A 23,047-nucleotide genomic window follows, 5' to 3' on the forward strand; every position below is an offset into this window, starting at 1 on the left:
GCGACACCGCGAAACCCGTGGGTACGCCACTGGGCAGGTATGGCGGCCGTCACGCGGGGGTCTCGCCTGTGAATGCGGCCCAACTGCGAGCGGCCCGGGAATCGGCAGCCTCTATCCACTCCCGGGCCCGCGCGACCACTGAAGGGCCAGCGTCCAAGAGGCGACCCGCCGCGGCAGCGATCGCGGTCGGATCATCGGCCTCCGAAACGGTCACCGTCTCCCATAGGTCGGGGTCGTCCCGGAACAGGTCTGAGGTACGGGACATCAGGCACGGCACACCCGCCAGATACGACTCCATCGGGCTCATCGGGTGGCACTCAGACAGCGACACATACAGGTTGAGATCGACGCTCCCCTGAAGCCGCACGAAGTCGGGCCAGGAGACCTCACCGTGTTCCACGATGTCGAGATCATCCAGATAGCCCACCGCCGGCCGCTCCAGCACGTGCGCCGTGGTCCCTCCCATCAGGGACACCGCGGCCAGCTGGGTCACCACGTTCTTACGCCAGAACGGCGCAGCGAACACGCCGATGTGCTTCCCGGGCCCCAGGTCGAGCGGTTCGAATGCCTCCAAGCGTGGAGCCCGGTTTGGCGTGTGCACGGCGTCGATACCCATGCCCGAGAAGACTTCGGCGACTCCGGCCTTGACGAAACCGACTCGGTCGACGACACCGTCGCGGGCGAGAGCGATGACGCGGTCGACCACAGCTGCCTCCCACGCCTCGGCACCGTGCTGGGCCGGTGAGGAGTGGACAACTGCCAGGGTGCGCAAGCCGGCGGCCTTGGCGCGGGTCAGTAGGAGGTCGGCTCCGGGTGGGAAGCCATGAATCACGATTGCAGCGGCACCGTTGGTTGTGGCGGAGTCGACGATGGCGGCGGCGTGGGCACCAGCGTCCGCCGTTTCGACCAGTGGGTCGCCGAAGGCCTTGGCCGAGGTGCGGACCCCTCGCCAATTGGGATGGCAGACACTCAGTGTCGAGCCGGTCGCCTCGGGCGAAGGAAGCACAAGCGCGGGTTCGGCAGCCCTGCGGCGACCGAGGGCTTTGCGGATCAACGCGAAGCCCTTAGACACCCGAATCAGCCAGTAGCTCAAGGATCGCGTCGACGGTTCTCTTCGAGGCAGTCCCGTCTCCGTAGGGACTCGCGATCGCCCCGAGCTTTTCGTGGAGCGCCGGGAGATCTGCGAGCCACGCCAACGCCGTGGTGCCCATGTCCGGACCGACCTCGACGCGTTCAGCGAACGTACCGATCACCTCCGGGCGTTCGGTGGATCTGCGCACTACGAGAACAGGCCGTTTGAGCACCGAGGCTTCCTCCTGGACCCCGCCGGAGTCGGAAATCATCATTGCTGACTCGGCCGAGAGTCCCAGGAACGCCGGGTAAGGCAGCGGCTCGACAACCCGTAACTGTCCGAGCAGTTTCGATGTCGCGAGGTCGCGACCCGCCCGAGCGGCCGTTCGAGGGTGCAGGGGTAGGACCACCGGCTTTGGGAGGCGGGCTAGCTCGTCGAGGATCGTCCGGAGCGTGTGTAGGTCATCCACGTTCTCAGGTCGGTGGAATGTGCTCAGGATGAACTCGCCTGGCTCGAGGTTGAATTCAGCGAGCAGAGAGCGTCGCACGCTCGCGTCCGGAAGCAGCGAGGTCACGGCTTCGACGACCGTGTTTCCGGTAATGACGATGCGTTCCTCGCTGATCCCCTCTGCAAGCAAGTTCGACCGGCTCGTGGCTGTTGGGGCGCAGAGCAGGTCCGCGAGGTGGTCGGCGATCACCCGGTTGTGTTCTTCGGGCATCCGGCGGTCGAAGCTGCGGAGGCCAGCTTCCACGTGAACCAGCGGAATCCCACGCGCATTGGCTGCGAGAGCGCCAGCAACGGCAGAGTTCGTGTCCCCCTGTACGATCACGGCGGCTGGCTCTGTCTTCAAGAACAGCTCATCTAGAGCCTGCAACGCCGAGCCGATCTGAGCACCCCGCGAACCACCTCCCACGCCGAGTTGGTGGTCGGGTGCTGGAAGCTGGAACGCGTCGAAGAAGTCCGACGAGAGCGAGGCGTCGTAGTGCTGTCCGGTGTGGACGATCGATGTGGCATCTCCCAACAGCCGGATGACATGGCCTAGTTTGATGATCTCGGGTCGGGTGCCCAAGACGACCGCTATCGAGCCTCTTGGTGGGTGCTGTGGGCTCACGGAGCCTCCGGTTGGGGTGCGGGGCGGCAATGGTACGGTGCTTTGCTGACAGAACGCGCCGCTGAACCAGGCGCAGCGTCGTGTATCGTCCCGGCGTGGCGTCAGTTAGGCCTCGCGGTCCTCTTACGCATCGCCGCGGGACCTCCTTCATGGTCGCTGGCGCGCTGATCGGTGCTATCGGCGCCTATGTGGTTCAGGTCCTCGGCGGTAGGGCCCTTGGCCCGACGGGATTCGCCCCGGTATCCGTGATATGGGCGATGCTCTTCATCGGGTTTACCATTTTCATGCTCCCGATCGAGCAGATGGTCATCCGGCGAGTGACCCTCGCCGGCGGGGGTGTCTCTTCGCCCACGGTTCGTGTGGTAGCCATGGTCACCCTCGCTGCAACGGTTCTCGCAGGCGGTCTCGCGGTGGCGGTCCGTCAGTCGCTCTTCGTCGGTGACTGGGGGTACGTGCTCGTCGCTGTGGCACTCTTTCCGGTCTCAGCCGTTCATGTGGTCGGCCGCGGTCTTCTTGCGGGGCGCGAGAGGTATACGGCCTATGGGGCGGTAGTGGCGGGCGACGCGCTCAGCAAAGTCGTTGGGACGGTACTCGTCGTGCTGCTCGGACTGGGCGGTGTCGCGTTGTGCTGGGTGCTGGCGTTGACACCCGTGGTGGTAGTCCTGGCCCGCCCATGGCGAACTCCGCGCGATGCTGTGCCCGCGGGAGCACCGCCCGGGTCGGACCGGCGGTTCCTCGGTGGCTATCTGGTGGGGACCGCAGCGTCGCAAGTTCTCCTCGCGTCCGGTCCGCTCGTTCTCGGCGCCCTGGGTGCCTCGGCTGCCGCCATCAGCGTCTACTTCGTGACCACCACGCTATTCAGAGGCCCGCTGTCCGTTTCGTACAATCTGATGGCGAGGCTCTTGCCATCGGTGACCCGTCGTGCTGCGAGTGAAGGCGATCATCTCCTGAGTACTCTTGTCAGGCGGGCCGCGATCGGCGGTGGGGTCGCGGCTGGCGCAGCAGGAGCCGGAGCGATGCTGGTCGGCCCATGGATAGTGCAGACGCTCTACGGCCAGGAGTTCCGCCCAACCGCGCTGCTTGCTGGTCTAGCCGCAGCAGCGGTCGTCGTCGCCCTCGCCGCGCTCGTCGCGACGCAGGTGCTGGTTGGCCGTGGACATACGGGGCGATTGGCTCTGGCTTGGGTATTCGGACTGATCATGGCAGTGATCACCGTGATCAGTTTGCAGATCGATCCAACGGCCCGGGTCGCGACGGCGCTCCTCGTGGGCGAGACCGCCGCGCTTCTTGGGCTTGTGGTTGCTTCCGGCAGCCCGGCTCGATGAGGCCATATCGGGTGGTTCGCTAGGTCGACGAGTTCTCTGGGGTGCTCCCCAGGACCAAGGCCGAGATCAACGGGACGAGGGCCTCCTGCCATGGCCTCAGGGGAGCCAGTCCAAGGCTGGCGAGCCGCTCCGACCGCATCACCGAGTATCGGGGCCTCACGACGGGACTCGGGAAGTCGGTGGATAGGGCTGGCTGAATCAGGTTCGAGTCCAGGCCGATCAGCCGTGCTGCCTCCAGAGCCAGTTCGTAACGCGTGGCATCTCCGTCGTTCGCCATGTGAAGGATGCCCGTCGCGCCCGCTTCCAAGGCGGCCACCAACCCGATCGCAAGGTCGGAGGCGGACGTCGGGCAGCTTCGCTGGTCGGTGACCGCGCGCATCCCTCCGGCTCGTGCGGCCTTGATCGCGATAGTCAGGAAGGAGTTGTGGGTCGAGGACATGACCCAGGAGGTACGGACGACCAGCGCGTCGCCGTATTCGGTCAGTGCCGCCCTTTCTCCCGCAAGCTTGCTGCGCCCGTAGGCGTTCAGCGGGTTGGGATGTGATGACTCGAGGTAGGGAGTCGCCGTATCACCATCGAACACATAGTCGGTCGAAACCGTCACAAACGGGATCGATTGCCTTGAGGCATAGGCAGACAGGGCCTTGACCGAGTCGGCGTTCACCCGCCATGCCGTCGCCTCGTCATGCTCAGCCTGATCGACGGCGGTGTAGGCACCCGCGTTGATGATCACCGACGGGGAATAGGCGTCGGCGGCTCGGGCGACGGTCTCCGGTCGCGCCAGGTCGAGCTCATCCCTGGTCGGATACACGGCTCGGTCCAGGATCGAGGCAAGGGCCGTGCCGAGCTGTCCTGTGCCACCGGTCACGAGGATCACAGGTGTGTGCTCCGCATTCGCTTGTATCGGCCTCGAATGCTCGGTGGCCCCATGAGGGTCAAGGGTACCGCGCTACATCGAGGGGGCAGGCGGGCGCTCGCCGTGTGCATCGAGTCTTTGGCTCGGGCAGGATACGTCCATGTCGGTCATCACCACCTTCCTGGAGATGCGCTCGCGTCCTTCGCTGTCGGTTCCGCGCCCGTTTCAGTCGGGGATGCTCCTGCGGCTCGATCCTCCGACCGTCGGTTTCTATCGATACCTGTACGAGACGGTCGGATCTCGGTGGGGTTGGAAGGAGCGGGCGGGTCTCGACGATGAGGAGCTGTTGACGGTCATCGCTGATCCCGCCGTGGATGTCTTCGTCTTCTACATGGGCGGTGTGCCCGCCGGCATGTTCGAGTTGGATCGGCGCGTGGAAGGTGAGGTCGAGCTGCGGCACTTCGGACTGGCTCCCGATTTCATCGAGCGAGGCCTGGGCAAGTACCTCCTCGCCTCGGCGGTCGACAGTGCTTGGGATCACGAGCCCGGGCGGGTGTGGGTTCGGTCCACTTCCCTGGAGCATCCGCGCGGGCTGTTGGTCTACCAGTGGGCTGGCTTCGGGCCCTACAACTCGGTCGTGGAGTGACTTAGAGCATCAGCGGAGAGGCAGGCAGGAGCCCCGCGACGCGTCAGCCCTCCCCCTCCGTCAGCGGCCTTTGGCCGCAGTCACCTCCCCCTTCGGGGGAGGTGACTGCACAGAGGGTCCCTCCCATTAATCGGAACCGCCTGCCCTCCCCGCGGTTCCTCCCCCCGTAGGGGGGAGTACCGCCGGGAGCGGAGCGAGCGGCGGGGAGGGGGGAGGGCGAACCCTATTGGAGGCCCCTCGCGACGCGTCAGCCCTCCCCCTCCGTCAGCGGCCTTTGGCCGCTGCCACCTCCCCCGTCGGGGGAGGAGAGTGTGGGGGACGCGTTTGGCCTCCCCCTCCGTCAGCGGCCTTTGGCCGCTGCCACCTCCCCCTTCGGGGGAGGAGAGTGCGGGGGACGCGTCCGAGCGTCAGTCCCACTCGACCAGTTGGCCGAGCGGCAGGAACGAGATCCAGGGACGGCCTGTCGGTACCAGGGCCGGTGTGCCGTCGTCGTTCAACAGCGTGAAGGCATCCTCGGGGAAGGCGCGTCGCCAGGTGCCCTCCCAGGCCCGACCGTCGGCAAAGATCCAGGCCGGCCCCTCGCCGATGGTATCGACCGCGGGGAGGGGGGTGGCTTCGACACCCGGTGGTGGTGTGGCGAGGTAGAAGCGCGACCCGATCACCACGATGACGTCGGCCGCTATCTGACCGCGTTCGCCGTCGGCATCAACCCACTCCTGGGGGGAGCCGCCGAAGCGCCGCCGGTACTCGCCACCCTCGTAGGTCCACTCGACGACGTCACTGACCGACCAGTGGATCAGAATCGTCGCTGCGGTGTCGTTCGGGGTGTGCCAGTCGCCGATCGGGAACCAGGCCTGTGGTGGCTCATCGGGGTATCCGAGTGTGTCGGCGATCTCTCGCAACACCGTCGTATCGCCATACAGGTTGTGAGGAGCCGACCGACTTCCGATCCGGAACGAACCGCCCGATGCCTCGGTGAGCACGCTCACGCCGTGTCCGGCAGCGATCTGTTGGACCCAGGGCTGTCCCCCTGACATCACGATGGTGCCGCCGAGCGCACTGATCAGTTGCGGATCGGTGGGCCGGACCGAACGGATCGGCCCGACGTAGCCGCTGTCGGCGCTGTGGAAGAGCGCGACGAAGCGAGTGAAGCCTCCCTCGACGAGGAGTTCGAGGACCGCATCGGCTTCCTGGAGGCCCGATGGCGGCCGCGCCGACGGGTGATTGTCTACTTTGATCGCCAGGACTCGACGCTCCAGCAGAGTCTCGTCGTCCACCGGAAGGCCGTTGAGTGGGGAGATGGCCTCGGTCCCCGGCGGGCGGGTGGTGGTCGTGGTGGGTGTCGTCGTCGTGGTCGCCTGATCCGCCGCACTGGTGATCGTGGTCGACTGATCGGGTGGCGACGAACAGGCTCCGACGAGGAGACCGACGGTGGTCACAGCGAAAGTGAATCTCCGCATCGGGGCCGAGGCTAGTGGCCGACCCGCCCTTCGACTCCCTCTCAGGCAGCGTTGGGGTCCGCCGATGGCATCGCCGCCTCTTCGGGCTCGTCCTCGAGGTGCGGGGGCCATGCGATCACGAGGTTTGCGCACTCGGAGTCCTCGCGGTGAGACCAGCCGCCTTCGGCGAAGACGATCAGTCGGGCGCAGGTCATGCACACCAGCATTACGCTTCTTCGGTCTCCGCGGGACTCGGGTTGACCAACGGTGACCAATCACTCGAGGTCGCGAAATCCGTTCAAGTGTGGAGTAGTGAGGCCGACAAACGCTGTATGCACAATTTCGAGGTCGGTCTAGATTCGATCGAACCGAGCATCGGGTCGGCTGCAGAACGGGCGGTCCGAGGGACGGCAGCCCCGATGCGTAAGAGGACCGAGACCATGCGTCGACGACTTGCCGTAGCGCTGACGGCGATGGTGACGGCAGTGACGCTGCTGCCAGCCCACACCGCCCTTGCGGTGCCCTCGAGCACGCCCATCACCATCGAAGGTGGCGGCTGGGGTCACGCCATCGGTATGCCCCAGTGGGGTGCGCAGGGGATGGCCGAGCACGGCGGGAACACCTACGACTCGATCCTCTCGTATTGGTACTCCGGCACCGCGCTGAAGCAGGTGACCGAGGTGTCGGCGACCGTGCCCGATCCGCTGCGGATCGGCATCAATTACGTCCTCAGCGGCGGCGAGCTGCAGAAGCGCCCCTTCAGGTGGCTGGACTTCACCGCGGTCAACGGTCCCGTCCAGGTATGCAAGCCGGGACAGGAGGCGGGGGGCGATTGCTTCACGGCCAATCCAGGAGAGAGCTGGCGATATCGCTGGCATCCCGAGGACGGAGGCTTCTGCGCGGTCACCCGGAACTCGGCGGTGATGTACAGCGACGCATCGAACTGCAACATCAGGCTGTTCTGGTCTGACCAGCCCAATACCAGGGTGTCGTTCGCCACCAACCCAGATGTGGCTCGGACCTTTGCCCGTGGGTACATCTCGTTCGTCGGACCGGTCACCGAGCATCGCAACGAGGGCTATCTCGGGTGGACCGGCTTCCACTTCAACGTGGTGCTCTCGCTCGAGGACTACGTCAAGGGCATCGCCGAGGTTCCCCCGAAGTGGCACATGGAGGCCCTCAAGTCACAGGCTGTCGCCGCCCGCACTTTTGGCGCCTGGAAGGCGACCGGCGGTGTGCGCTCCGACTGCTCGTGTCACCTCGTATGGGACACCTGGGATCAGGCCTATCGGGGCTGGCACCACAACTCGGAGGGGGACCCGATCTACGGACAGCGTTGGCGTGATGCCGTGGACAGCACTGCTGGCCAGGTGGTCGTGACGTCACCGTCGAGCACCACGCTGGCGCAGACCTACTACTCGTCGTCCACCGGAGGAGCCACCGAGAACGTTTCCGACGTGTGGGGATCGAACCAGGCCTCCTATCCCTACCTGGTGTCGAAGTCCGACCCATGGAGCTCCCTGTACGCCCCGAGTACGCCGTCGTCGTCAACGTCGATCCGGTGGCGTTTCGACTTCACGGCCGGTCAGATCGTCAGCTTGCTCGAGCCCGTTTTCCCCGGCCTGACCGAGCTGGTGTCGATCACCATCGAGGAGCACAACGCATCGGGGAGCCCCAAGCGGATCCGGGTGACCGGCGTCGCTGGCGGCCAGCTCATCCACAAGGACTTCGTCAGCCGCTCACCGTCGGCAGGCCAGGGGACCATCCCACAGCTGGTGAGCCGGCTCGGCCTGCGGTCCCACTACATCCAGTCCATCTCCGGTGGCAGCGGCCAGGGCGGCGGCGAGCCTGCGGACACCCACGTCGCCACCTCGGTCGGTTACCACGATCCGGCCACGGGGATCTTCTCGCAGCTTGTGCCCGGGGGAGCGGAGAGGACCTTCTACTTCGGCAACCCCGCTGACATCCCGTACACGGGTGACTGGTCGTGCAACGGCGTCGACACGCCAGGGTTGTATCGGGTGAGCGCGGGCTATCTGTTCCTGCGCAACACCAACACCCAGGGGATCGCCGACGTCGAGATCTACTACGGCAACCCGGGTGACGTTCCTCTCGGTGGCGACTGGAACGGCAACGGGTGCGACACCGTTGGTATCTATCGCCCGTCGAACGCGACCTTCTACCTGCGCAACAGCAACACCGCCGGAGTGGCCGATGTCACCATCCCATTTGGCAACGTGGGCGACGTGCCCCTGGTCGGCGACTGGAACGGCAACGGTCTTGACACCGTCGGGGTCTACCGCCCGTCTTCCCGCATGCTCTACCTCAGCAACTCTCCGACGGGTTCGACCGTCGACATCACCTACTCCTACTCGGAAGCTCAGGCGGGTGACCGGGTCATCGTGGGCGACTGGAACGGAAACGGGATCGACACGGTCGGCGTCTACCGGCCGTCGACGGCGACGTTCACCCTCCGCAACGACTACGGGCCGAGTGGCGCCGAGGTCGTGTTCAACTTTGGTCCGCCCAATCGAACGCCGGTGAGTGGAAACTGGGGTTGATGCCCGGTGCCACGCCGGCGACGGTGATCGTCGTCGCCCACAACTCAGCCCACCACATCGGTGAAACGCTCGACGCGCTCCTCTCCGATCCCGAGGGCCCGGCTGAGGTGATCGTCGTCGACAACGGATCCAGCGACACCACGGCCGAGGTGGTGGCACAGCGACCCACGGTGCAGCTGCACGCTCGTCAGACCAACGACGGGTTCGGTGCTGCCGCCAACGCCGGCGTGGAACTGGCGACCCAGACGGTGGTCGCCGTGATCAACGACGACGTGCAGGTCTCGCCGGGCTGGCTCCCTCCCCTGGTCGATGCGCTCGATGCCGACGGGATCGGGGCCGCATCGGCGACGGTCGCGCTCACCGACGACCCCGGCTCGTTCAACACTTCGGGCGGGGCGGTGACCGTTTCCGGGATGGCGTGGATAACCGACCTGGGCCAGCCGATTCCCACCGACGAAGTCGAGTCGGTGCCGATCCCCTTCCCGTCGGGGGCGGCCTTCGCCATGCGGCGGGCGATCTGGGACCGGCTCGGTGGGTTTCGCGAAGACTTCTTTCTCTACCACGAGGACACCGATCTCGGGTGGCGGCTGCGAATGCGCGGTCTCCACAGCGTCCGGGTCCCGGCATCCCGGGTGATGCACCGGTACGAGTTCGCCCGGAACCCGGGCAAGTTGTGGCTGTTGGAGCGCAACCGGCTCCGGATGGTGCTCACCAACTACCGAAGGTCGACGGTGCTCCTCCTGGCCCCGGTGCTCGTGCTGCACGAGCTGGGCACCCTCGTGGTGTCGATTCGCGACCGCTGGTTCCTCGCGAAGATGAGGTCCTGGCGAACGGGCGCCCTCGGCGGTGAGGGCCGTCGTCGCTACCGATCGATCCAGGCCGAGCGCGTGGTCGGGGACGCCGAGATCCTTGCCGAAAGAACCGGCGCCGTGGCGTCGATCCCGATTCCCGAAGTGCGGGTGCCACTGGGAACGGGGATCGTGGATCGTCTCACCCGGGCCTACGTTGGCGTCGTCATCCCACTCGTGCGATTTCTCGATCGGCGACGCGGGCTCTAACCCTCGCGCTGCTCCGCCTCGAGGATCGCCAGTGTCTCCGCCACGTCGCGGACCTGCTCGGTCAACCGCGACACGGCGATCGAGAGGTGGAGGACCAGCCCGAGGAGGAAGAGGGTGGACGCGACGAACAGGGTGGTGGTACCCGATTGGATACCGAGGAACTCGCTGAGCGCGTCCAGCCAGGGACGGACCGCGGCGAGTACGACCACGCCAAAGCCGATACCCAGCCAGAGGAGAGCAAACCGCTCTTTGAGCTTGCCGCGCCGGACCAAGACGACGATGGCGAGAAACACGATCCCGGCGAGGACGAAGACGGCGATCTGAGCGCGTCCGGTCATCGCCGATGACGGATCGGTCGGATCGACAGGACCAGGAGCAGCCTGAGTAAATGCCCGAATGCTCGCGCTCCTGATGTGGCTGCTCCGTCGCGCCGCTGGGCCATCGTTACCGGGACCTGTGCCACCGTTGCTCCGAGTTCGTGCGCGATCACGATGGCCTCGACGGTATCACCCAGGTAGTCGGCCGGATAGTCCTCGGCGAAATGCCCCAGCAACGGTTCGGTGATCGCCCGGAACCCGGAGGTGACGTCGTCGAGAGGCACGCCGACCCGGCGCGATACCAATCGGGCGAGGGTTCGCATCACCAGTCGGCGTGATCTGCCGACCTCGTAGCCGGCCGCGAACCGAGAACCGATCACCAGGTGAGCTCCGGCATCGGCGGCGGCGAGCAGGTCGGGGATCGACCCGGGGTGGTGCTGGAGGTCGGCGTCGACTTGAACCGCCCGGCGATATCCGTTGCGGACGGCGTAGCGGAAGCCGGCTCGGAGGGCTGCGCCGACACCCAGATTGACCGGGAGGCGCACCACGACGGCGCCCGCGGCCCTAGCAACGGCGGCGGTGTCGTCGGTGGAGCCGTCGTCGACGACGACACAGTCCAGCCCGATCTCGGCGACGGCCCGGACCACCTCACCGACGGTGCTCTGCTCGTTGAAGGCGGGGATCACCACTAGGGTCATGGCCGTCACTCTCTCGACGGGCTCAGCGTACGGTGAGCCGATGCCAGGGCGGCGGCGAACCACCAGGTGGGTTCGAAGAGCACGGTCTGCGTGATCGACGCCGACAGCGTCGTGGCCAATGCGAGGACCCCGAGTCGGCCCACCCCGCCGCGGACGACCGTACGGAACAGCGCGACGAAGCCGGCCAGGCCGACGACGCCGGTCTCGCCGAGGAGCTGGAGGGCGAGATTGTGGGGTTCCTGCACACCAGCAGCCCAGCCGGTGCCGAGTCCTGCCCCGCGGAGCGGATCGTCCAGGAAGAAGCGCCAGTAGATGGGCCACACGACGCTGCGATGGTCGGCTCCGGGGTAGGCCTCACCCTCACTCGGGCCGAATGAGGCGCCCTGACCGAGCCGAAACGAGAAGGCCTCACCCAGGTCGCCGGCGACGCCGGCGCGATCGACGGCGAGTGTCACTGCCAGCAGGACCCCGCTGGCCAGGGCCGCGACCGACAGGAAACGGACGACCTGCGCCGTGGCCGTCCCTTCGCGCACGGCAAACCACGTTGCGAGAAGCATGCCGACGCCGAGGCCGAGCAGGCCGGTTCTGCTCAGCGTCATCAGGACCCCGTAGGCGAGGCTCCCGACGACGGTGGCATCCACCCACATTCGCCCCGAGCCGAGGCGCCGGGTCCAGGCGACGACGGCGAGAACGGCCCACAGGTTCATCCATGCGGCGGCGTAGCCCGGATCCGTGTGCCAGTTGGTGAGGGCGAGGAATCCGTTGTCGAGGTAGGCGGCTTGGACGACGCGGGCGACTCCGGGCAGCTCGTCGAGGGCCGCGGCCGCCGACGATCCGAAGGCACCGACGGCGACTAGAGAGATGATCAGCGCGGTCGCTCCCATGGCGGCACCCGACCGGAAGACGATCCGCAGGACGGCGTCCGTCGTCCCGGGGCGATTGGTCAGCTCCAGGTGGAGGCTGAGCAGCAGCGCTCCGCCTGCGGCAGCCGCGAACCAGAGTCCGGTGAATCTGGTCATGTGAGGCGTGGGACCCGACGCCGCCAGGCCGGCCAGGAACAGCCCGACCCCTATCGACAGCCCGCGGTGCCACGGCCACACCCGGCGCCGCAGGCCGTCCCACGCCTGGATGGCGGTCAGGCCGATGAGGAGCAGGAGCCATGGCTTCCACGCCACCCACGCATCGACGAACACCGTGTGCAGCGGTAGCAGCGCGACGAGGGCCAGCAGGAGGCGCCGTCGGAGAGTTGGGGCGATGGTTGCTGGGAGCGTCGACATGGGCGACAGCGAATCTAATCCCTTGCCGCTTCGGCTCCTCAGGTCGCCGTGCGCCGCGACGGTAACCTGCGCCGGTGCCGGACGCCCTCCCCTCGGTCACTGTCGTCATTCCCGTGCTCGACGAGGCCGCGACCATCGACGCCTGCCTGCAGTCGGTAGCCGACCAGGACTACAAGGGTGAGTGGGGTGTGGTGATCGCCGATGGTGGCTCTACCGACGGCACGCTCGATCGTCTCGATCGGTGGGAGACCAGCGATGGGTGGTGGCGGGTGATACACAACCCGCTTCGCCGGCAATCCCCGGGTATGAACCTGGCTGTTGTCGCCGCCGTCGGCGAGGTGATCGTCCGGATGGACGCCCACAGCACCTACGACCGTGACTACGTCACCCGATCGGTTGGCGCGCTGCTCGAAACCGACGCGGTCGCGGTAGGAGGCCCGATCAGGCCGCGTGCCGCTGGCGGGTTCGCCCGAGCCGTGGCGGCGGCGATGCGCATCCCGCTGATGACGGGGACCGGCCGGTTCCATCGCGAGGATCACCGGGGGTTCGTGGACACCGTCTATCTCGGGGCGTTTCGCCGTGGCGACTTCCTCGAGATCGGTGGGCTGCGGTCCTTCCCGTCCGGTGCCGGCGAGGATGCCGACCTGTACTGGCGGTGGCGGCGCGCCGGTCGCACGGTGTGGATGGACCCCACCATCCGCAGCGAGTACCGACCGCGCCGATCGCCGCGGGCGCTGTTCCGTCAGTACTTCAGATATGGCCAGGCCAAGGCGGAGATGCTCTGGGCCAACGGGGTATGGCCGTCGAGCCGACCGTTGGCACCTGCGCTCCTGGTAGCCGGTCTGCTGGCAGTTGGGGTGTACTGGGCGGCGGTAGGTGCATACTGGCCGATGGCGGTGCTGCTCGGCGTGTGGGTCGTTGCGCTCCTGGCCTCGGCGGCACTCGCCGGTTGGCCCGGACCGCGACTTCTCGTCGAACTCGCCGGAGGGGTCATGCACCTGTCGTATGGGCTCGGGCTGTGGTGGGGCGTCGTCCGTGGCCCGTGGCCTGTCCGTAGCCGTCTCCGGGCGGTTCAGCCGCCCTGGTGAGGGGTGTGGTACCAGCCTCGGGTGAGTCGACTGGCGATCCGAACCGGTATCCACAACGCGGCGAGGAGGAGGAGGAGCGGATAGGCCGCCAGGTAGCGGGGCGCCACTCCTTCCCTGGCCAGGAAGGCGAGCGGCATGAGGAACTGGGTGGAGGCGGCAGCCGCCCAGAGGCCCGGGGGTAGGAGAACGTCGCTGGCCACGGTCGCAGCCAGTACGGCGAGGATCCCCGATAGCAGCGCGACGAACGATCTGCCCGGCTGGACGAGCCGGAGTGCGAGGTCGGCGAGCCCCCCGTCGCTGCGTCGGAGCGCGGCACCGAGGAGCGGCAAGGCGTGGCGGCGGGCCACCCCTCGACGACCTGCGGTCCACCGAGCCCGCTGGCGGATGACAACGCCCACCGTGGTCGGCTTCTCGTCGCCGATCCTCACGTCGTGGATCCATCGCACCGGGATTCCCGCGCGGGCGAGGCGTGCGCCGAGGTCGGCGTCTTCGGTGAGGGAGTCGCCAAAGCCTCCCGCCCGTTCCAGAGCCTCGCGAGTCAGGCACATCCCGGTTCCGCCGAGATCGGCGGGCCAGCCCAGCCGCGTACGCGCCAGCTGAACCATCCGATTCCCGGCCCAGTACGACAGGGCGCTGGCCGTCGTCAGGGGCGATGCGCCGGGGTTGGCGACGTCGAGATATGCCTGGAGGGCGTGTCCGCCGGCGGCGAGCTCGTCGGCGAACCTGGCGAGCAGGTCTGTGGGGATCCGGTTGTCGGCATCGATGACCACCAGCGCCTCGTCCTCGTCCAGGGGATGGGTTTCGAGATGCTCTCGAAGCACCGCTCCCTTGCCACTGGGACCGGTCTGGCGTTCAGACACGCGGGCACCCCGCGAGCGTGCGATCGTCGCGGTGTCGTCGGTGCATCGGTCGGCCAACACCCAGACGGTGAGCAGAGCGGCGTCGTAGTCGAGTCGGGCGAGGTCGTCGAGGAGCGTGCCGATCACCGCAGCCTCGTCGTGGGCGGCGACGACGACGCGGAACCGCTGGCGTCTCGATGACCGCGGAGCTCGCTGCGGCGTTGGCCAGCCCGGGAGTGCGGTGATCGCGTTGTATGCGACGAGTGCCAGCAGGCCGATTTCACCCGCTCGGAGGATGGTGGGGAGCATCGCTCGGCAGGCTACCCCTGAGGTGGAGAACCGTTGGGTCGGTCAGCCGACGACGGTGGCGTACTCGCCCACCCACCACGAGACGTCGGCCGGCCCCTGGCTGTTGTCGAGCCGCAGGTAGATCATCTTGGTGGAGGGTCGGTAGACGCCGACGGTGTCCGTGCCGTCGCCGTTCCAGTCCCCGACGAAGATCTTGTCGCCCGCGTTACCGAAGATGAACTGGATGTCGGCGTTGCCCTTGCTGTGGGTATTGCGGTAGTAGACGAGGCCGGTGGACTCGCGGTACAGGCCGACCGTGTCGATGCCGTCGCCGTCGAAGTCGCCGACGAACGGCGTATCGCCCGGGTCACCGAACGCGTAGGCGACATCTGCAATGCCCAACCCGCGGTCGTCCTCGCCGAGCTTGTTGATGACGTAGAACGTCTGGTTGGACGGTCGATAGATCGACACGGTGTCGCAGCCGTCGTCGTTGAAGTCGCCGACGATCGGAATATCGTCGGGGTTGCCGAAGTAGAAGCTGACATCGGCATTGCCCTGAGTGTTCGAGTCACGCAGGTATACGTATCCGTTCGACTGCCGGTACTGGCCCGGGGTCTTGGTGCCGTCACAGTTCCAGTCGCCGAAGACCTGATAGTCGCCCGGGTTCCCGAAGTAGAACAGATCGCTGACCGTGGACTGGTCCACCAGGGACGCGATTCGCCACTGACCCGAGCCGGTCGTCATGGCGAGACCGGAGCAGTCCTCACCGGTGCACGGATAGACCGACGGCCTCGCCGGACCCGGCTGCACCGGGTTCATGAGGCTGTTGTATGGGTTGACCAGCACTCCGTGCGGGTCGTGCAACTCGAAATGCAGATGTGGGGAGCTGCAGTGGGCGTTGCCGGAGCTCCCCACCCAGCCGATGAGCTGACCGGCGTCGACGTACGAGCCCACTTCGAGCCCGTCGGCGATCCCCCAGCCGAGTCCGTCGCCCTGGCTCGAGTCGGGCAGGCACAGCGGAGAGTCGAGGGAGTCGCGGTTCAGGTGCCAGTACCAGCTCTGCCATCCGTCGTCGTGTTGCAGGACGATCGTGCAGCAGTTGCCGGGCAGTTCGCTGTTACGCCGGGTGCCGTTGATGCGCACGATCGTGCCGGCGGCGACCGCATGTACCGGGGTGCCCCTGGAAGTCATGATGTCGATGGCGTGGTGCGTGGTGTTGTTGGCACGCCAGGCGTTGAAGTTGTCGGCGAAGTTCAGATTGCCCTCGAGCGGGAAGACCAGCGGGTAGTCGACCATCTCACCGTACTCGTGGTCGGGTCCACTCTTGAAGTCGGTGCCCTGGGGATGGTGGGCGGTAGCGGTCGGCCAGTCGGCGACCAGGAAGGTGCTGGTGACAGCGGCGGCGATGAGGAATGTTCTGAGAAATCGGAGGGTTGGCGTCATACCTGGTTCGTATCGGCGCGGTGACCGCAATTCTTGAACCGATGGTGAGAGGGCCGATTCGTCGCTGGGGACCACCTGGTAGCGCATCCGGGCGACCCTATGGGTGACCCTCGGTCAGCGGTAAGCCCAGTGATTGTCGGAGGGGTCCGTGGTCGGGCTCCATGTTCGCCGATGCCGACTGTGAGCACCGAAAACGCCAAGAGAGCTGCGACAGCGGTCGGCGAACGGCGGTGTGGCAGCGGGCATCGGCGCCGACACTAGACCCTGGCGCCGTTTACGAGTCCAACAGCTGCGCGGCGTCTGGATACTCCCGGAAGAGAGTGTCCCGGAAGGCTTCCGTGGGCCGCAGAACCGACTCTCCGTCGGGAGACAAGAACCCGACGGTCGGTATGACGATGCGCACGATCCGCGAGGTGTCGATTCCTCGCAGGCGCCAGGCGAGTTCCACCGCCCCGTTGATGCCGAGGCCGTCGTCGATCAGGAATGCTCCAGCGAGGTCGTCGACCATGCCGGACAGATCGGCGACGCTGTTGAACCCACTCAGGCGAGCCAGCGCCTGGATCACCAGGTCCTGCTGGCGTTGGTTGCGGGTGAGATCGTCGACCGCCATCCGACGCCACACGCCGTCGACGAACTCCTGCGTGTTTCGTGAACGGACCCATGCGAGGCTCTGCGTACCATCGGCCAGGGTGCACCCGGCAGGGAGGTCCAGTTCGGCGCGGGTATCGCGAACCGCGTTCTCCACACAGATCTCGACGCCTCCCACACGGTCGACGACGGCGGTGAAACCGTCGAAGCCGAGTACGGCAAAGTGGTCGATCCCGATCCCGGTGAAGTCCTCGACGGCGATGGCGAGCTGTTCGGGTCCAGGAGCGGTGTCGCCACAACCGTTGAGATTGGCGTTGACGCGGCTCCTGCCGCCGGTGCAGGGATTCGTTATCCAGAGGTCACGCGGGATGGAGAACAACAGGGGATCCGCGTCGGGTGTGATCACGAAGACGATGATGACATCGGCGCGGCGGCTGAGATCGGTCTCGTGTCGCTCGTCGCTCCCGACGATGAGAAAGGCGATGGATTCGTCGAATCTCGTCGGTGGTGGGACGGTGTCCGCGACTGTGTCCGACGAAGCACCCGGGACCGGTAGTCGCTGTCTGTCGAGTGCCTCGCGGACCTCCTCGGTGTCGAATGAGAGCCGTTCGACTTTGTTCCACGAGTCCCAGATCCGATAGGACACCCAGCCGAGGGTGGCGAGCACGACCACGGACACGACGACCGCCATGCGTCGTGCTACACCGTTGGAGGATCCTGTCGGACTCATGAATTCCCGAATGTAACGGGTCGCCGGGCGTAGATCTCAACCGCCGATGCCTGCTCTAGACCGCCTCCCTACACTCGGTCGCCATGACCGAAACGCGTCCGACCGTGGCCATCGTGGGGGCAGGAGCGATGGGGGAGGCGCTCGCCCACGGCTTGCTCGGTGGGGGTTGGGAAGCCGGTGAGGTCGTGCTCGTCGCCCGCCGGGAGCAGCGCGCCGCCGAGGTCTCAAAGGCGACCGGCCTCGACTGTGGGCTCGACGTGGGTGCCGCGGTCGTTGGGCGCGATGTCGTGGTGGTGGCGGTCAAGCCCGACGACGTGCCCGCGGTACTCCCAGCGTTGAGCGGCGCCGTCCACCCAGGAGGCATCGTCGTGTCACTCGCCGCCGGGGTGCCGACCACCGTGTATGAAGCGGTCCTTCCCGGGGTCGCCGTGGTCAGGGCGATGCCGAACACCCCGGCTCGGATCGCCGAAGGGGTAACCGCGGTCGCCGCCGGTCGATCGGCCGACGAGGCCGCCCTCGGCGTGGCCACCCGGGTTCTCGGTGCCGTGGGTCGCACCATCGTGCTCGACGAGCACTTGATGGACGCGGTGACCGCCGTGTCGGGCACCGGACCGGCCTACGTCTTCCTCCTCGCTGAGGCGCTGGTCGACGCCGCCATCCGCGAGGGCATTCCCGCCTACGCCGCCGAGATGCTCGTCGAGCAGACCGTCCGCGGTGCCGGGATGCTGTTGTCGTCGGTGGATCTCACGCCGGAGCGGCTGCGTGCTCAGGTGACTTCGCCGGGTGGCACCACGGCCGCGGCGGTCCACCTGCTCGAGGAGCGAGGGTTCCGGGCGCTGGTCGAGGACGCCGTCCGGGTGGCGGCGCTGCGGGCGAAGGAGATGGGATCGCGGGTGAGCGGGTCCGATTCGTGAAGGCGTTGATCGTTCGGGTGGTGCTGGCGGTCACCTCGTGGCGGGCGGTGCGGTGGCTCTTCACCCGTACCCGCATCGGGCGGCGCGTCGCCCTGCGGTTCGTCGCCGGTGAGGCGCTCGACGACGCCGCCCGGGTGGCCAAGGAGCTCAACGATGCCGGCATGTCGGTGTCGCTCGACCATCTCGGCGAGCACGTCACCGATGCCGCCTCGGCGACCGCGGCGCGGGATGCCTACCTCGCTTGCCTCGACCGGATCGCCGCCGATGGGCTCGACGCCAACATCTCGGTGAAGCTCACGCAACTCGGATTGGGTCTGAACGAGTCGCGGTGCACCGACAACCTGCAGGCGCTCGCCCGCCGTGCCGCCGAGCTGGGGCTCACCGTCACCATCGACATGGAGGAGAGTGCCTACACCGGCGCCGCGCTGCGCCTCTACGAGACGGTGCAGCGGGTTCACGGCAATCTGGGCGTGGCCATCCAGGCGTACCTGCACCGGACACCCGCCGACCTCGATCACGTCATTCCGCTCGGCGGTCACGTCCGGCTGTGCAAGGGGGCCTACGACGAGGGCGTGGCCGTCGCCCTCCATTCGCGGGTGGACATCGACTCCGCGTACGACCGCCTGCTGGGCAGGCTCATGGAGTCGTCGCCGACCATGCCGGCGGTCGCCACTCATGACGGCGCCCGTATCAGCCGCGCCCTCGACCTGGCGGTGATGCGCACCGGCCCATGGGAGTTCCAGATGCTCTACGGGGTGCGAACGAAGCTGCAGCAGGAACTGGTGGAGGCCGGGCATCCCATGCGGGTCTACTTGCCCTACGGCGACTCCTGGTACCCGTATCTGACCCGCCGCCTGGCGGAGCGCCCCGCCAACCTGTGGTTCTTCATTCGGGCGCTGTTCGGTCGTTGAGAGCACTTGACAGTGCATACAAGTATGGCGTATATGTATGCCATGCGCACGACACTGATCATTGACGAGGCCCAGATCGAGGAAGCCCAGCGACTCTCGGGGATCCGCGGCAAGTCGGCTGTGGTTCGGGCCGGTTTGGACGCGCTCATCGCCCGCGAGGCATCGCGACGCCTCGCCGCGCTTGGAGGGTCGGACCCGGCGGCGACCGCAGGCCGCCGCCGGCGAGTTGAATGAGCCGTCCGGTCCTCGTCGACACATCGATGTGGATAGATCATCTCCGGGGGGAGGGCGGACTCGAAGACCTACTTCACGACGGCGCCGTGCTCACGCATCCCTTCGTGGTGGGCGAGCTGGCGTGCGGCTCCCTGGCGGAGAGGGCGGAAGTCCTCGGGCTGCTCTCGCGACTCCCCGCCGTCGAGGTCGTGTCTCACGATGAGGTCATGACGACGGTCGAGACCCACCGGCTCTGGGGAGGTGGCCTGGGGTGGGTCGATGCGCACCTGCTCGCTGCGGCGCTGCTTGCTGGCTGCCCGCTGCTCACCCGCGACCGGCCACTCCGAGACGCGGCAGGGCGTCTCGGCCTCCCAGTCGTCTCCTGAACACGCAACTGCATCATCTATCCTCGCGCCGATGAAGCGTCTCGCCCTTGGCTTCGCCGCCCTCAGCCTGCTTGTGTTCGCTCCCGCGCTGGCCGCTCCGACGGTCGACGAGGTCGCCGACGCCGTCCGAAACACCGGTTTCTTCATCGACGAGGGGCTCCCGGCGACCGCGGCGTCCATCTCGGGGTCGGTGTCGCGGGCGCGCAACGCCGGTTTTCGCTTCTCCGCGGTGCTGCTGTTCGACGACCCTGCCGGCGGGGCCGTCACCTTTGGGGATGCGTTGCTGGTCCGTACCGGTGGCCCGGCGACGGTCCTCGTGCTGTCTGAGACGCAGCAAGGGCTTTCGACCGATGAGGAGTTCGAACAGGACACTCTCGCGGGCGCCCTCGCTTACGCCGAGGACCGCTCGTCGGACGACGAGGGCTATGTGTCGGCGGTGGTCGATTACCTGATCGACCCGTCGATCGGATCGAGTGGCGGCGGTGGGTTCATCCTGCTCCTCGTCCTCGCCGCGGTCGTGTTGCTCGTCATCTGGGGTATCCGCCGGGCCTCGCGGGCCAACACCCGCAAGCGGGATCAGCTCCTCGAGGAAGCCCGTGGCGAGCTGCGGGCCCAGATCAGCGCCGTCGCCGACACGATGCTGGAGATCGCCGACATCGTCTCGGCGACCGCCACCAGCAAGGACGACACGTACCTGCGCCAGGCGAGTGCCACCTTCACCGAGGTCGAAGAGGCGTACCGGGAGGTCACCGATCTGCGTGATCTCGAAGTTCTCTCCGATCGGTTGGATGGGGCGCGTTGGGAGTTGGATGCAGCCAAGGCGATCGCCTTCGACAAGCCGGTGCCGCCCAAGCCGAAACCGACCGAGCGGCCGGTGTGCTTCTTCGACCCCACCCACCACGACGCCAGCGAGACCGCCGAGATCCAGACGGCCACGGGCAAGCGGACCGTCCGCGTGTGCAAGGCAGACGCCGACCTCTTGAAGCGTGGCCAGACGCCCGAGCCGCGGATGGTCAACGTGGGCGGGCGTCCGGTGCCGGCGCCGTCGGCCCCCAAGTCGCACGGGGGCAGCGGGTTCGACGGACTCGATCTGTTCACCATCCTCACCAGCGGCGCCGCCACCGGCGCCTCGTACAACTGGGGCAGGCAGCGTGTCCGTGCCCAGCGGAACACGTGGTCCTCTGCGGGAAGCAGGCGGGCGGGAGACGGCCCGCGTTCGGCCACGACGACCGATCGTGCCCCCCGACCGTCGACCGGGTCGACCTCGCGGGCGGGCAGGACCAAGAAGCGGGGCCGCTGACGCTGAACCACGGCGGCTCCCGTAACATGACACTGACCAGTCAGGAGACACATCACATGAAGAAGTTCTGGGGCTACATCAAGGCCCTCTTCCGTACCAAGAGCGAGCAGATCAAGGACCCCGAGGTCGAGATCGAGCAGGCGGTCCACGAGGCGAAGCGGCGCGATCAGGATCTCCGCAATCAGGCGGCCAAGGTGCTCGCCCACCGGACGCAGTTGGAGAGCAAGATCGACCGGGCTGCCGATGACGCCGGTGAGGCTCGTGAGCTCGCCAAGCAGGCGCTCGTGAAGGCACAGGAAGCCTCGGATGCGGGCGACGCCGCCGGCACCGACAAGTGGAACCGGGCGGCCCAGGGCCTGGCCATGAAGATGCAGGCTGCAGAGAACAACCTGTCATCGCTCAAGAGCCAGTTCGAGTCGGCGCAGAAGCAGGCCGACGACGCCAAGAAGGCGGTGCAGCAAAACGCCATGCGCCTCCAGGAGCTCGCCGCCAAGCGGATGGAGCTGGTCGGTTCCCTTCAGCAGGCGAAGATGCAGGAGACGGTCAATGAGGCGATCCAGGCGATCTCGTCGACCTCCGACCTCGACCGCGTCAGTCTGGACTCGGTGGAGGACAAGATCGAGAGGCGCAAGGCCGTGGCTATGGCCAATGCCGAGCTGCACGAGGCAACGCCGGATGGTGCCGAGATGGAGCTCAAGGAGGCCGTCTCCCTGGCTCAGGCCGACGCCAAGCTCGCCGAGTTGAAGTCCGAACTGGGCATGTAAACGGTGCGGCCCTCCGGGCCGCTCGAGTTGTCGTTTCGGGGCCCTCCGGGGCCCCGAAGCTCTACCTGGACCCGGGTTGTGCTACATGTAGCTTGTGCTACAGTACCAACCATCAGCAACCGATGAGGCAACCATGACGACATCACCGATCCGGGTGAGTTCGGAGACCGATGAGCGAATCTCGCAGGCCTCTGCACTTCTGGGTATGAGCAAGAAGGCCTTTGTTGACGAAGCCGTCAATGAGTACGTGGAAAGCCGTGTTTCGCAACTCTCCATTCGTATCAAGGAAGTCGCGGACCTTTTCGAACTGCCGGTCATCGTGAGTGCTTCGTCAATGGAGAGGGTTGCCAAACTCAACGACTCGCCTGCCCCTCCGACTCCGGCCGCACTCCAGTCGACGAGGGAGTAGACGCCCCTTCTCAACCGGAGCTGGCAGTCGAGTCTGCTAGACACGTGCCCTGATGGCACGAGCTTCCATCGAGATGCGGAGTCTTCAACCGAGCGACGATCGATCAGGATTCACCTGCGGTCAGCCGGATCTCGACGACTACTTCAAGACCAAGGCAGGACAGGCGCTCAAACGCGGGATTGCCGGGATTCGAGTAGCTCTTCTCGATGGGAAGATCGTTGGCTACGCGACAACCGTTGCGACTGAGATCCACCACGACGGGGACTTACCACTCGGCAAGCGCCTGCCTGATTGGGTTCCCGCCCTACGCCTAGCGCGGCTAGCCGTCGCGACTACCGAGCAGGGCAAGGGCGTTGGAGACCTGCTGATGAAAGACACGCTTGACGCTGCACTGGCGCTGCGCCGGAAGCACGGATGCGCAGGTGTCCTTGTCGACGCCAAGCCAGAGGCCGTGGGCTACTACGGGCGGTTTAAGTTCGAGGTGCTGGAAGTCTCGAACGAGACCGGTCTCGCCGTGATGTACCTGCCATGCGCGTGGATTGAGGAGTTCTTGGATGGCCGCGATCCTTGAGCTCTGGAACTAACCCACCAATCTCGCCCTGCTCGCCACGACCCAAGCCAGTCCCCGACTCTCGACTTCTGTGAACACCTCACGACTCTCTCCCCCCGTAGGGGGGAGTAGCGCCGAAGGCGGGGAGGGGGGAGGGCTAACCCTACTGAGGCCCCGCGACGCGTTTGGGCTCCCCCTCCGTCAGCGATCTGGCGGTCGCTGCCACCTCCCCCTTCGGGGTGTGCGGACCGGGGACATCCTTTA

Annotated in this window: 24 protein-coding genes; 13 read left to right on the forward strand and 11 right to left on the reverse strand. The window is 66.8% G+C overall.

Features of this window, described 5'->3' with window-relative positions:
• Positions 1–49 precede the first annotated feature (49 nt).
• Together WEA29_02960 and wecB are read right to left on the reverse strand one after the other, a co-directional pair.
• Positions 50–1,072 (reverse strand): hypothetical protein, encoded by a 1,023-nt coding sequence (locus tag WEA29_02960; protein ID MEX2322719.1) that lies wholly within the window; start codon positions 1,070–1,072, stop codon positions 50–52.
• Positions 1,065–2,183 (reverse strand): UDP-N-acetylglucosamine 2-epimerase (non-hydrolyzing), encoded by a 1,119-nt coding sequence (gene wecB / locus WEA29_02965; GenBank protein MEX2322720.1) that lies wholly within the window; start codon positions 2,181–2,183, stop codon positions 1,065–1,067. The genes WEA29_02960 and wecB overlap by 8 nt, the downstream gene beginning before the upstream one ends.
• A 149-nt stretch (positions 2,184–2,332) precedes the next feature.
• Here wecB and WEA29_02970 point away from each other — a divergent pair, with 149 nt between their 5' ends.
• The gene (locus tag WEA29_02970; GenBank protein MEX2322721.1) at positions 2,333–3,508 is read left to right on the forward strand and encodes a hypothetical protein; all 1,176 of its coding nucleotides are present in this window, start codon (positions 2,333–2,335) and stop codon (positions 3,506–3,508) included.
• Between the two features lie 19 nt (positions 3,509–3,527).
• Here the strand turns inward: WEA29_02970 and rfbD are convergent, their stop codons facing one another.
• Positions 3,528–4,385, reverse strand: a complete 858-nt coding sequence (gene rfbD, locus WEA29_02975; protein MEX2322722.1) for a dTDP-4-dehydrorhamnose reductase — start codon at positions 4,383–4,385, stop codon at positions 3,528–3,530.
• A gap of 139 nt (positions 4,386–4,524) precedes the next feature.
• On the opposite strand from rfbD, the gene WEA29_02980 reads away from it, so the two are divergent.
• Positions 4,525–5,010: a GNAT family N-acetyltransferase gene (locus tag WEA29_02980; protein ID MEX2322723.1), complete on the forward strand. Its 486-nt coding sequence runs from the start codon at positions 4,525–4,527 to the stop codon at positions 5,008–5,010.
• Positions 5,011–5,417: 407 nt separating this feature from the next.
• Here WEA29_02980 and WEA29_02985 read toward each other — a convergent pair whose 3' ends face one another.
• Both WEA29_02985 and WEA29_02990 read right to left on the reverse strand, forming a co-directional pair.
• Complete coding sequence (locus WEA29_02985) at positions 5,418–6,470, reverse strand: DUF3048 domain-containing protein (GenBank protein ID MEX2322724.1); 1,053 nt, start codon at positions 6,468–6,470, stop codon at positions 5,418–5,420.
• Between the two features lie 41 nt (positions 6,471–6,511).
• The gene (locus WEA29_02990; protein MEX2322725.1) at positions 6,512–6,664 is read right to left on the reverse strand and encodes a hypothetical protein; all 153 of its coding nucleotides are present in this window, start codon (positions 6,662–6,664) and stop codon (positions 6,512–6,514) included.
• A gap of 204 nt (positions 6,665–6,868) precedes the next feature.
• Here WEA29_02990 and WEA29_02995 point away from each other — a divergent pair, with 204 nt between their 5' ends.
• Positions 6,869–9,010, forward strand: coding sequence for a SpoIID/LytB domain-containing protein (locus WEA29_02995; protein MEX2322726.1), 2,142 nt, complete (start codon positions 6,869–6,871; stop codon positions 9,008–9,010).
• A complete protein-coding gene (locus tag WEA29_03000; protein ID MEX2322727.1) occupies positions 9,010–10,068 on the forward strand; it encodes a glycosyltransferase family 2 protein in 1,059 nt (352 codons plus the stop codon). The genes WEA29_02995 and WEA29_03000 overlap by 1 nt, the downstream gene beginning before the upstream one ends.
• Here WEA29_03000 and WEA29_03005 read toward each other — a convergent pair.
• From WEA29_03005 to WEA29_03015, 3 genes are read right to left on the reverse strand one after another with little or no spacing between them, the layout of a single operon-like run.
• A complete protein-coding gene (locus WEA29_03005; protein MEX2322728.1) occupies positions 10,065–10,406 on the reverse strand; it encodes a DUF2304 domain-containing protein in 342 nt (113 codons plus the stop codon). The genes WEA29_03000 and WEA29_03005 overlap by 4 nt on opposite strands.
• Positions 10,403–11,083 carry a glycosyltransferase family 2 protein gene (locus tag WEA29_03010; GenBank protein ID MEX2322729.1) on the reverse strand — a complete coding sequence of 227 codons (681 nt, stop codon included), beginning with the start codon at positions 11,081–11,083 and terminating at the stop codon, positions 10,403–10,405. Before WEA29_03010 ends, WEA29_03005 begins: the two co-directional genes overlap by 4 nt.
• Positions 11,084–11,088: 5 nt before the next feature.
• The gene (locus WEA29_03015; GenBank protein MEX2322730.1) at positions 11,089–12,360 is read right to left on the reverse strand and encodes an O-antigen ligase family protein; all 1,272 of its coding nucleotides are present in this window, start codon (positions 12,358–12,360) and stop codon (positions 11,089–11,091) included.
• Between the two features lie 74 nt (positions 12,361–12,434).
• Here WEA29_03015 and WEA29_03020 point away from each other — a divergent pair, with 74 nt between their 5' ends.
• The gene (locus WEA29_03020; GenBank protein MEX2322731.1) at positions 12,435–13,448 is read left to right on the forward strand and encodes a glycosyltransferase family 2 protein; all 1,014 of its coding nucleotides are present in this window, start codon (positions 12,435–12,437) and stop codon (positions 13,446–13,448) included.
• Here WEA29_03020 and WEA29_03025 read toward each other — a convergent pair.
• The 3 genes from WEA29_03025 to WEA29_03035 all read right to left on the reverse strand — a co-directional run bounded on the left by WEA29_03025 (position 13,433) and on the right by WEA29_03035 (position 17,297).
• Positions 13,433–14,596 carry a glycosyltransferase family 2 protein gene (locus tag WEA29_03025; GenBank protein ID MEX2322732.1) on the reverse strand — a complete coding sequence of 388 codons (1,164 nt, stop codon included), beginning with the start codon at positions 14,594–14,596 and terminating at the stop codon, positions 13,433–13,435. The two genes, WEA29_03020 and WEA29_03025, sit on opposite strands and share 16 nt — an antisense overlap.
• Positions 14,597–14,638: 42 nt before the next feature.
• Positions 14,639–16,018, reverse strand: coding sequence for a M23 family metallopeptidase (locus tag WEA29_03030; protein ID MEX2322733.1), 1,380 nt, complete (start codon positions 16,016–16,018; stop codon positions 14,639–14,641).
• Between the two features lie 274 nt (positions 16,019–16,292).
• A complete protein-coding gene (locus WEA29_03035; GenBank protein MEX2322734.1) occupies positions 16,293–17,297 on the reverse strand; it encodes an LCP family protein in 1,005 nt (334 codons plus the stop codon).
• Between the two features lie 122 nt (positions 17,298–17,419).
• On the opposite strand from WEA29_03035, the gene proC reads away from it, so the two are divergent.
• The 8 genes from proC (at position 17,420) to WEA29_03075 (ending at position 22,804) form a co-directional block, all read left to right on the forward strand.
• A complete protein-coding gene (gene proC / locus WEA29_03040; GenBank protein MEX2322735.1) occupies positions 17,420–18,250 on the forward strand; it encodes a pyrroline-5-carboxylate reductase in 831 nt (276 codons plus the stop codon).
• Positions 18,247–19,161, forward strand: a complete 915-nt coding sequence (locus tag WEA29_03045) for a proline dehydrogenase family protein (protein ID MEX2322736.1) — start codon at positions 18,247–18,249, stop codon at positions 19,159–19,161. Before proC ends, WEA29_03045 begins: the two co-directional genes overlap by 4 nt.
• Positions 19,162–19,203: 42 nt before the next feature.
• A complete protein-coding gene (locus WEA29_03050) occupies positions 19,204–19,395 on the forward strand; it encodes a type II toxin-antitoxin system VapB family antitoxin (protein MEX2322737.1) in 192 nt (63 codons plus the stop codon).
• Complete coding sequence (locus tag WEA29_03055; protein MEX2322738.1) at positions 19,392–19,760, forward strand: PIN domain-containing protein; 369 nt, start codon at positions 19,392–19,394, stop codon at positions 19,758–19,760. Before WEA29_03050 ends, WEA29_03055 begins: the two co-directional genes overlap by 4 nt.
• Before the next feature lie 31 nt (positions 19,761–19,791).
• Positions 19,792–21,060 (forward strand): DUF6676 family protein, encoded by a 1,269-nt coding sequence (locus tag WEA29_03060; GenBank protein ID MEX2322739.1) that lies wholly within the window; start codon positions 19,792–19,794, stop codon positions 21,058–21,060.
• Positions 21,061–21,116: 56 nt separating this feature from the next.
• On the forward strand, positions 21,117–21,824 hold the full coding sequence (locus tag WEA29_03065; GenBank protein ID MEX2322740.1) for a PspA/IM30 family protein: 708 nt from the start codon (positions 21,117–21,119) through the stop codon (positions 21,822–21,824).
• A gap of 133 nt (positions 21,825–21,957) precedes the next feature.
• A complete protein-coding gene (locus tag WEA29_03070) occupies positions 21,958–22,233 on the forward strand; it encodes a hypothetical protein (protein ID MEX2322741.1) in 276 nt (91 codons plus the stop codon).
• 52 nt (positions 22,234–22,285) lie between these two features.
• Positions 22,286–22,804: a GNAT family N-acetyltransferase gene (locus tag WEA29_03075; GenBank protein ID MEX2322742.1), complete on the forward strand. Its 519-nt coding sequence runs from the start codon at positions 22,286–22,288 to the stop codon at positions 22,802–22,804.
• The last annotated feature ends 243 nt before the right edge of the window (positions 22,805–23,047 follow it).

This window comes from Acidimicrobiia bacterium (assembly GCA_040902765.1).
GTDB lineage: Bacteria > Actinomycetota > Acidimicrobiia > Spongiisociales > UBA11373 > DATKBG01.

Coding starts and splice junctions, on each gene's coding strand:
- WEA29_02970 (MEX2322721.1), top strand. CDS start 2,333: ATGGTCGCTGGCGCGCTGATCGGTGCTATCGGCGCCTATGTGGTTCAG.
- WEA29_02980 (MEX2322723.1), top strand. CDS start 4,525: ATGTCGGTCATCACCACCTTCCTGGAGATGCGCTCGCGTCCTTCGCTG.
- WEA29_02985 (MEX2322724.1), bottom strand. CDS start 6,470: ATGCGGAGATTCACTTTCGCTGTGACCACCGTCGGTCTCCTCGTCGGA.
- WEA29_02990 (MEX2322725.1), bottom strand. CDS start 6,664: ATGACCTGCGCCCGACTGATCGTCTTCGCCGAAGGCGGCTGGTCTCAC.
- WEA29_02995 (MEX2322726.1), top strand. CDS start 6,869: ATGCGTAAGAGGACCGAGACCATGCGTCGACGACTTGCCGTAGCGCTG.
- WEA29_03000 (MEX2322727.1), top strand. CDS start 9,010: ATGCCCGGTGCCACGCCGGCGACGGTGATCGTCGTCGCCCACAACTCA.
- WEA29_03005 (MEX2322728.1), bottom strand. CDS start 10,406: ATGACCGGACGCGCTCAGATCGCCGTCTTCGTCCTCGCCGGGATCGTG.
- WEA29_03010 (MEX2322729.1), bottom strand. CDS start 11,083: ATGACCCTAGTGGTGATCCCCGCCTTCAACGAGCAGAGCACCGTCGGT.
- WEA29_03015 (MEX2322730.1), bottom strand. CDS start 12,360: ATGTCGACGCTCCCAGCAACCATCGCCCCAACTCTCCGACGGCGCCTC.
- WEA29_03025 (MEX2322732.1), bottom strand. CDS start 14,596: ATGCTCCCCACCATCCTCCGAGCGGGTGAAATCGGCCTGCTGGCACTC.
- WEA29_03030 (MEX2322733.1), bottom strand. CDS start 16,018: ATGACGCCAACCCTCCGATTTCTCAGAACATTCCTCATCGCCGCCGCT.
- WEA29_03035 (MEX2322734.1), bottom strand. CDS start 17,297: ATGGCGGTCGTCGTGTCCGTGGTCGTGCTCGCCACCCTCGGCTGGGTG.
- proC (MEX2322735.1), top strand. CDS start 17,420: ATGACCGAAACGCGTCCGACCGTGGCCATCGTGGGGGCAGGAGCGATG.
- WEA29_03050 (MEX2322737.1), top strand. CDS start 19,204: ATGCGCACGACACTGATCATTGACGAGGCCCAGATCGAGGAAGCCCAG.
- WEA29_03055 (MEX2322738.1), top strand. CDS start 19,392: ATGAGCCGTCCGGTCCTCGTCGACACATCGATGTGGATAGATCATCTC.
- WEA29_03060 (MEX2322739.1), top strand. CDS start 19,792: ATGAAGCGTCTCGCCCTTGGCTTCGCCGCCCTCAGCCTGCTTGTGTTC.
- WEA29_03065 (MEX2322740.1), top strand. CDS start 21,117: ATGAAGAAGTTCTGGGGCTACATCAAGGCCCTCTTCCGTACCAAGAGC.
- WEA29_03070 (MEX2322741.1), top strand. CDS start 21,958: ATGACGACATCACCGATCCGGGTGAGTTCGGAGACCGATGAGCGAATC.
- WEA29_03075 (MEX2322742.1), top strand. CDS start 22,286: ATGGCACGAGCTTCCATCGAGATGCGGAGTCTTCAACCGAGCGACGAT.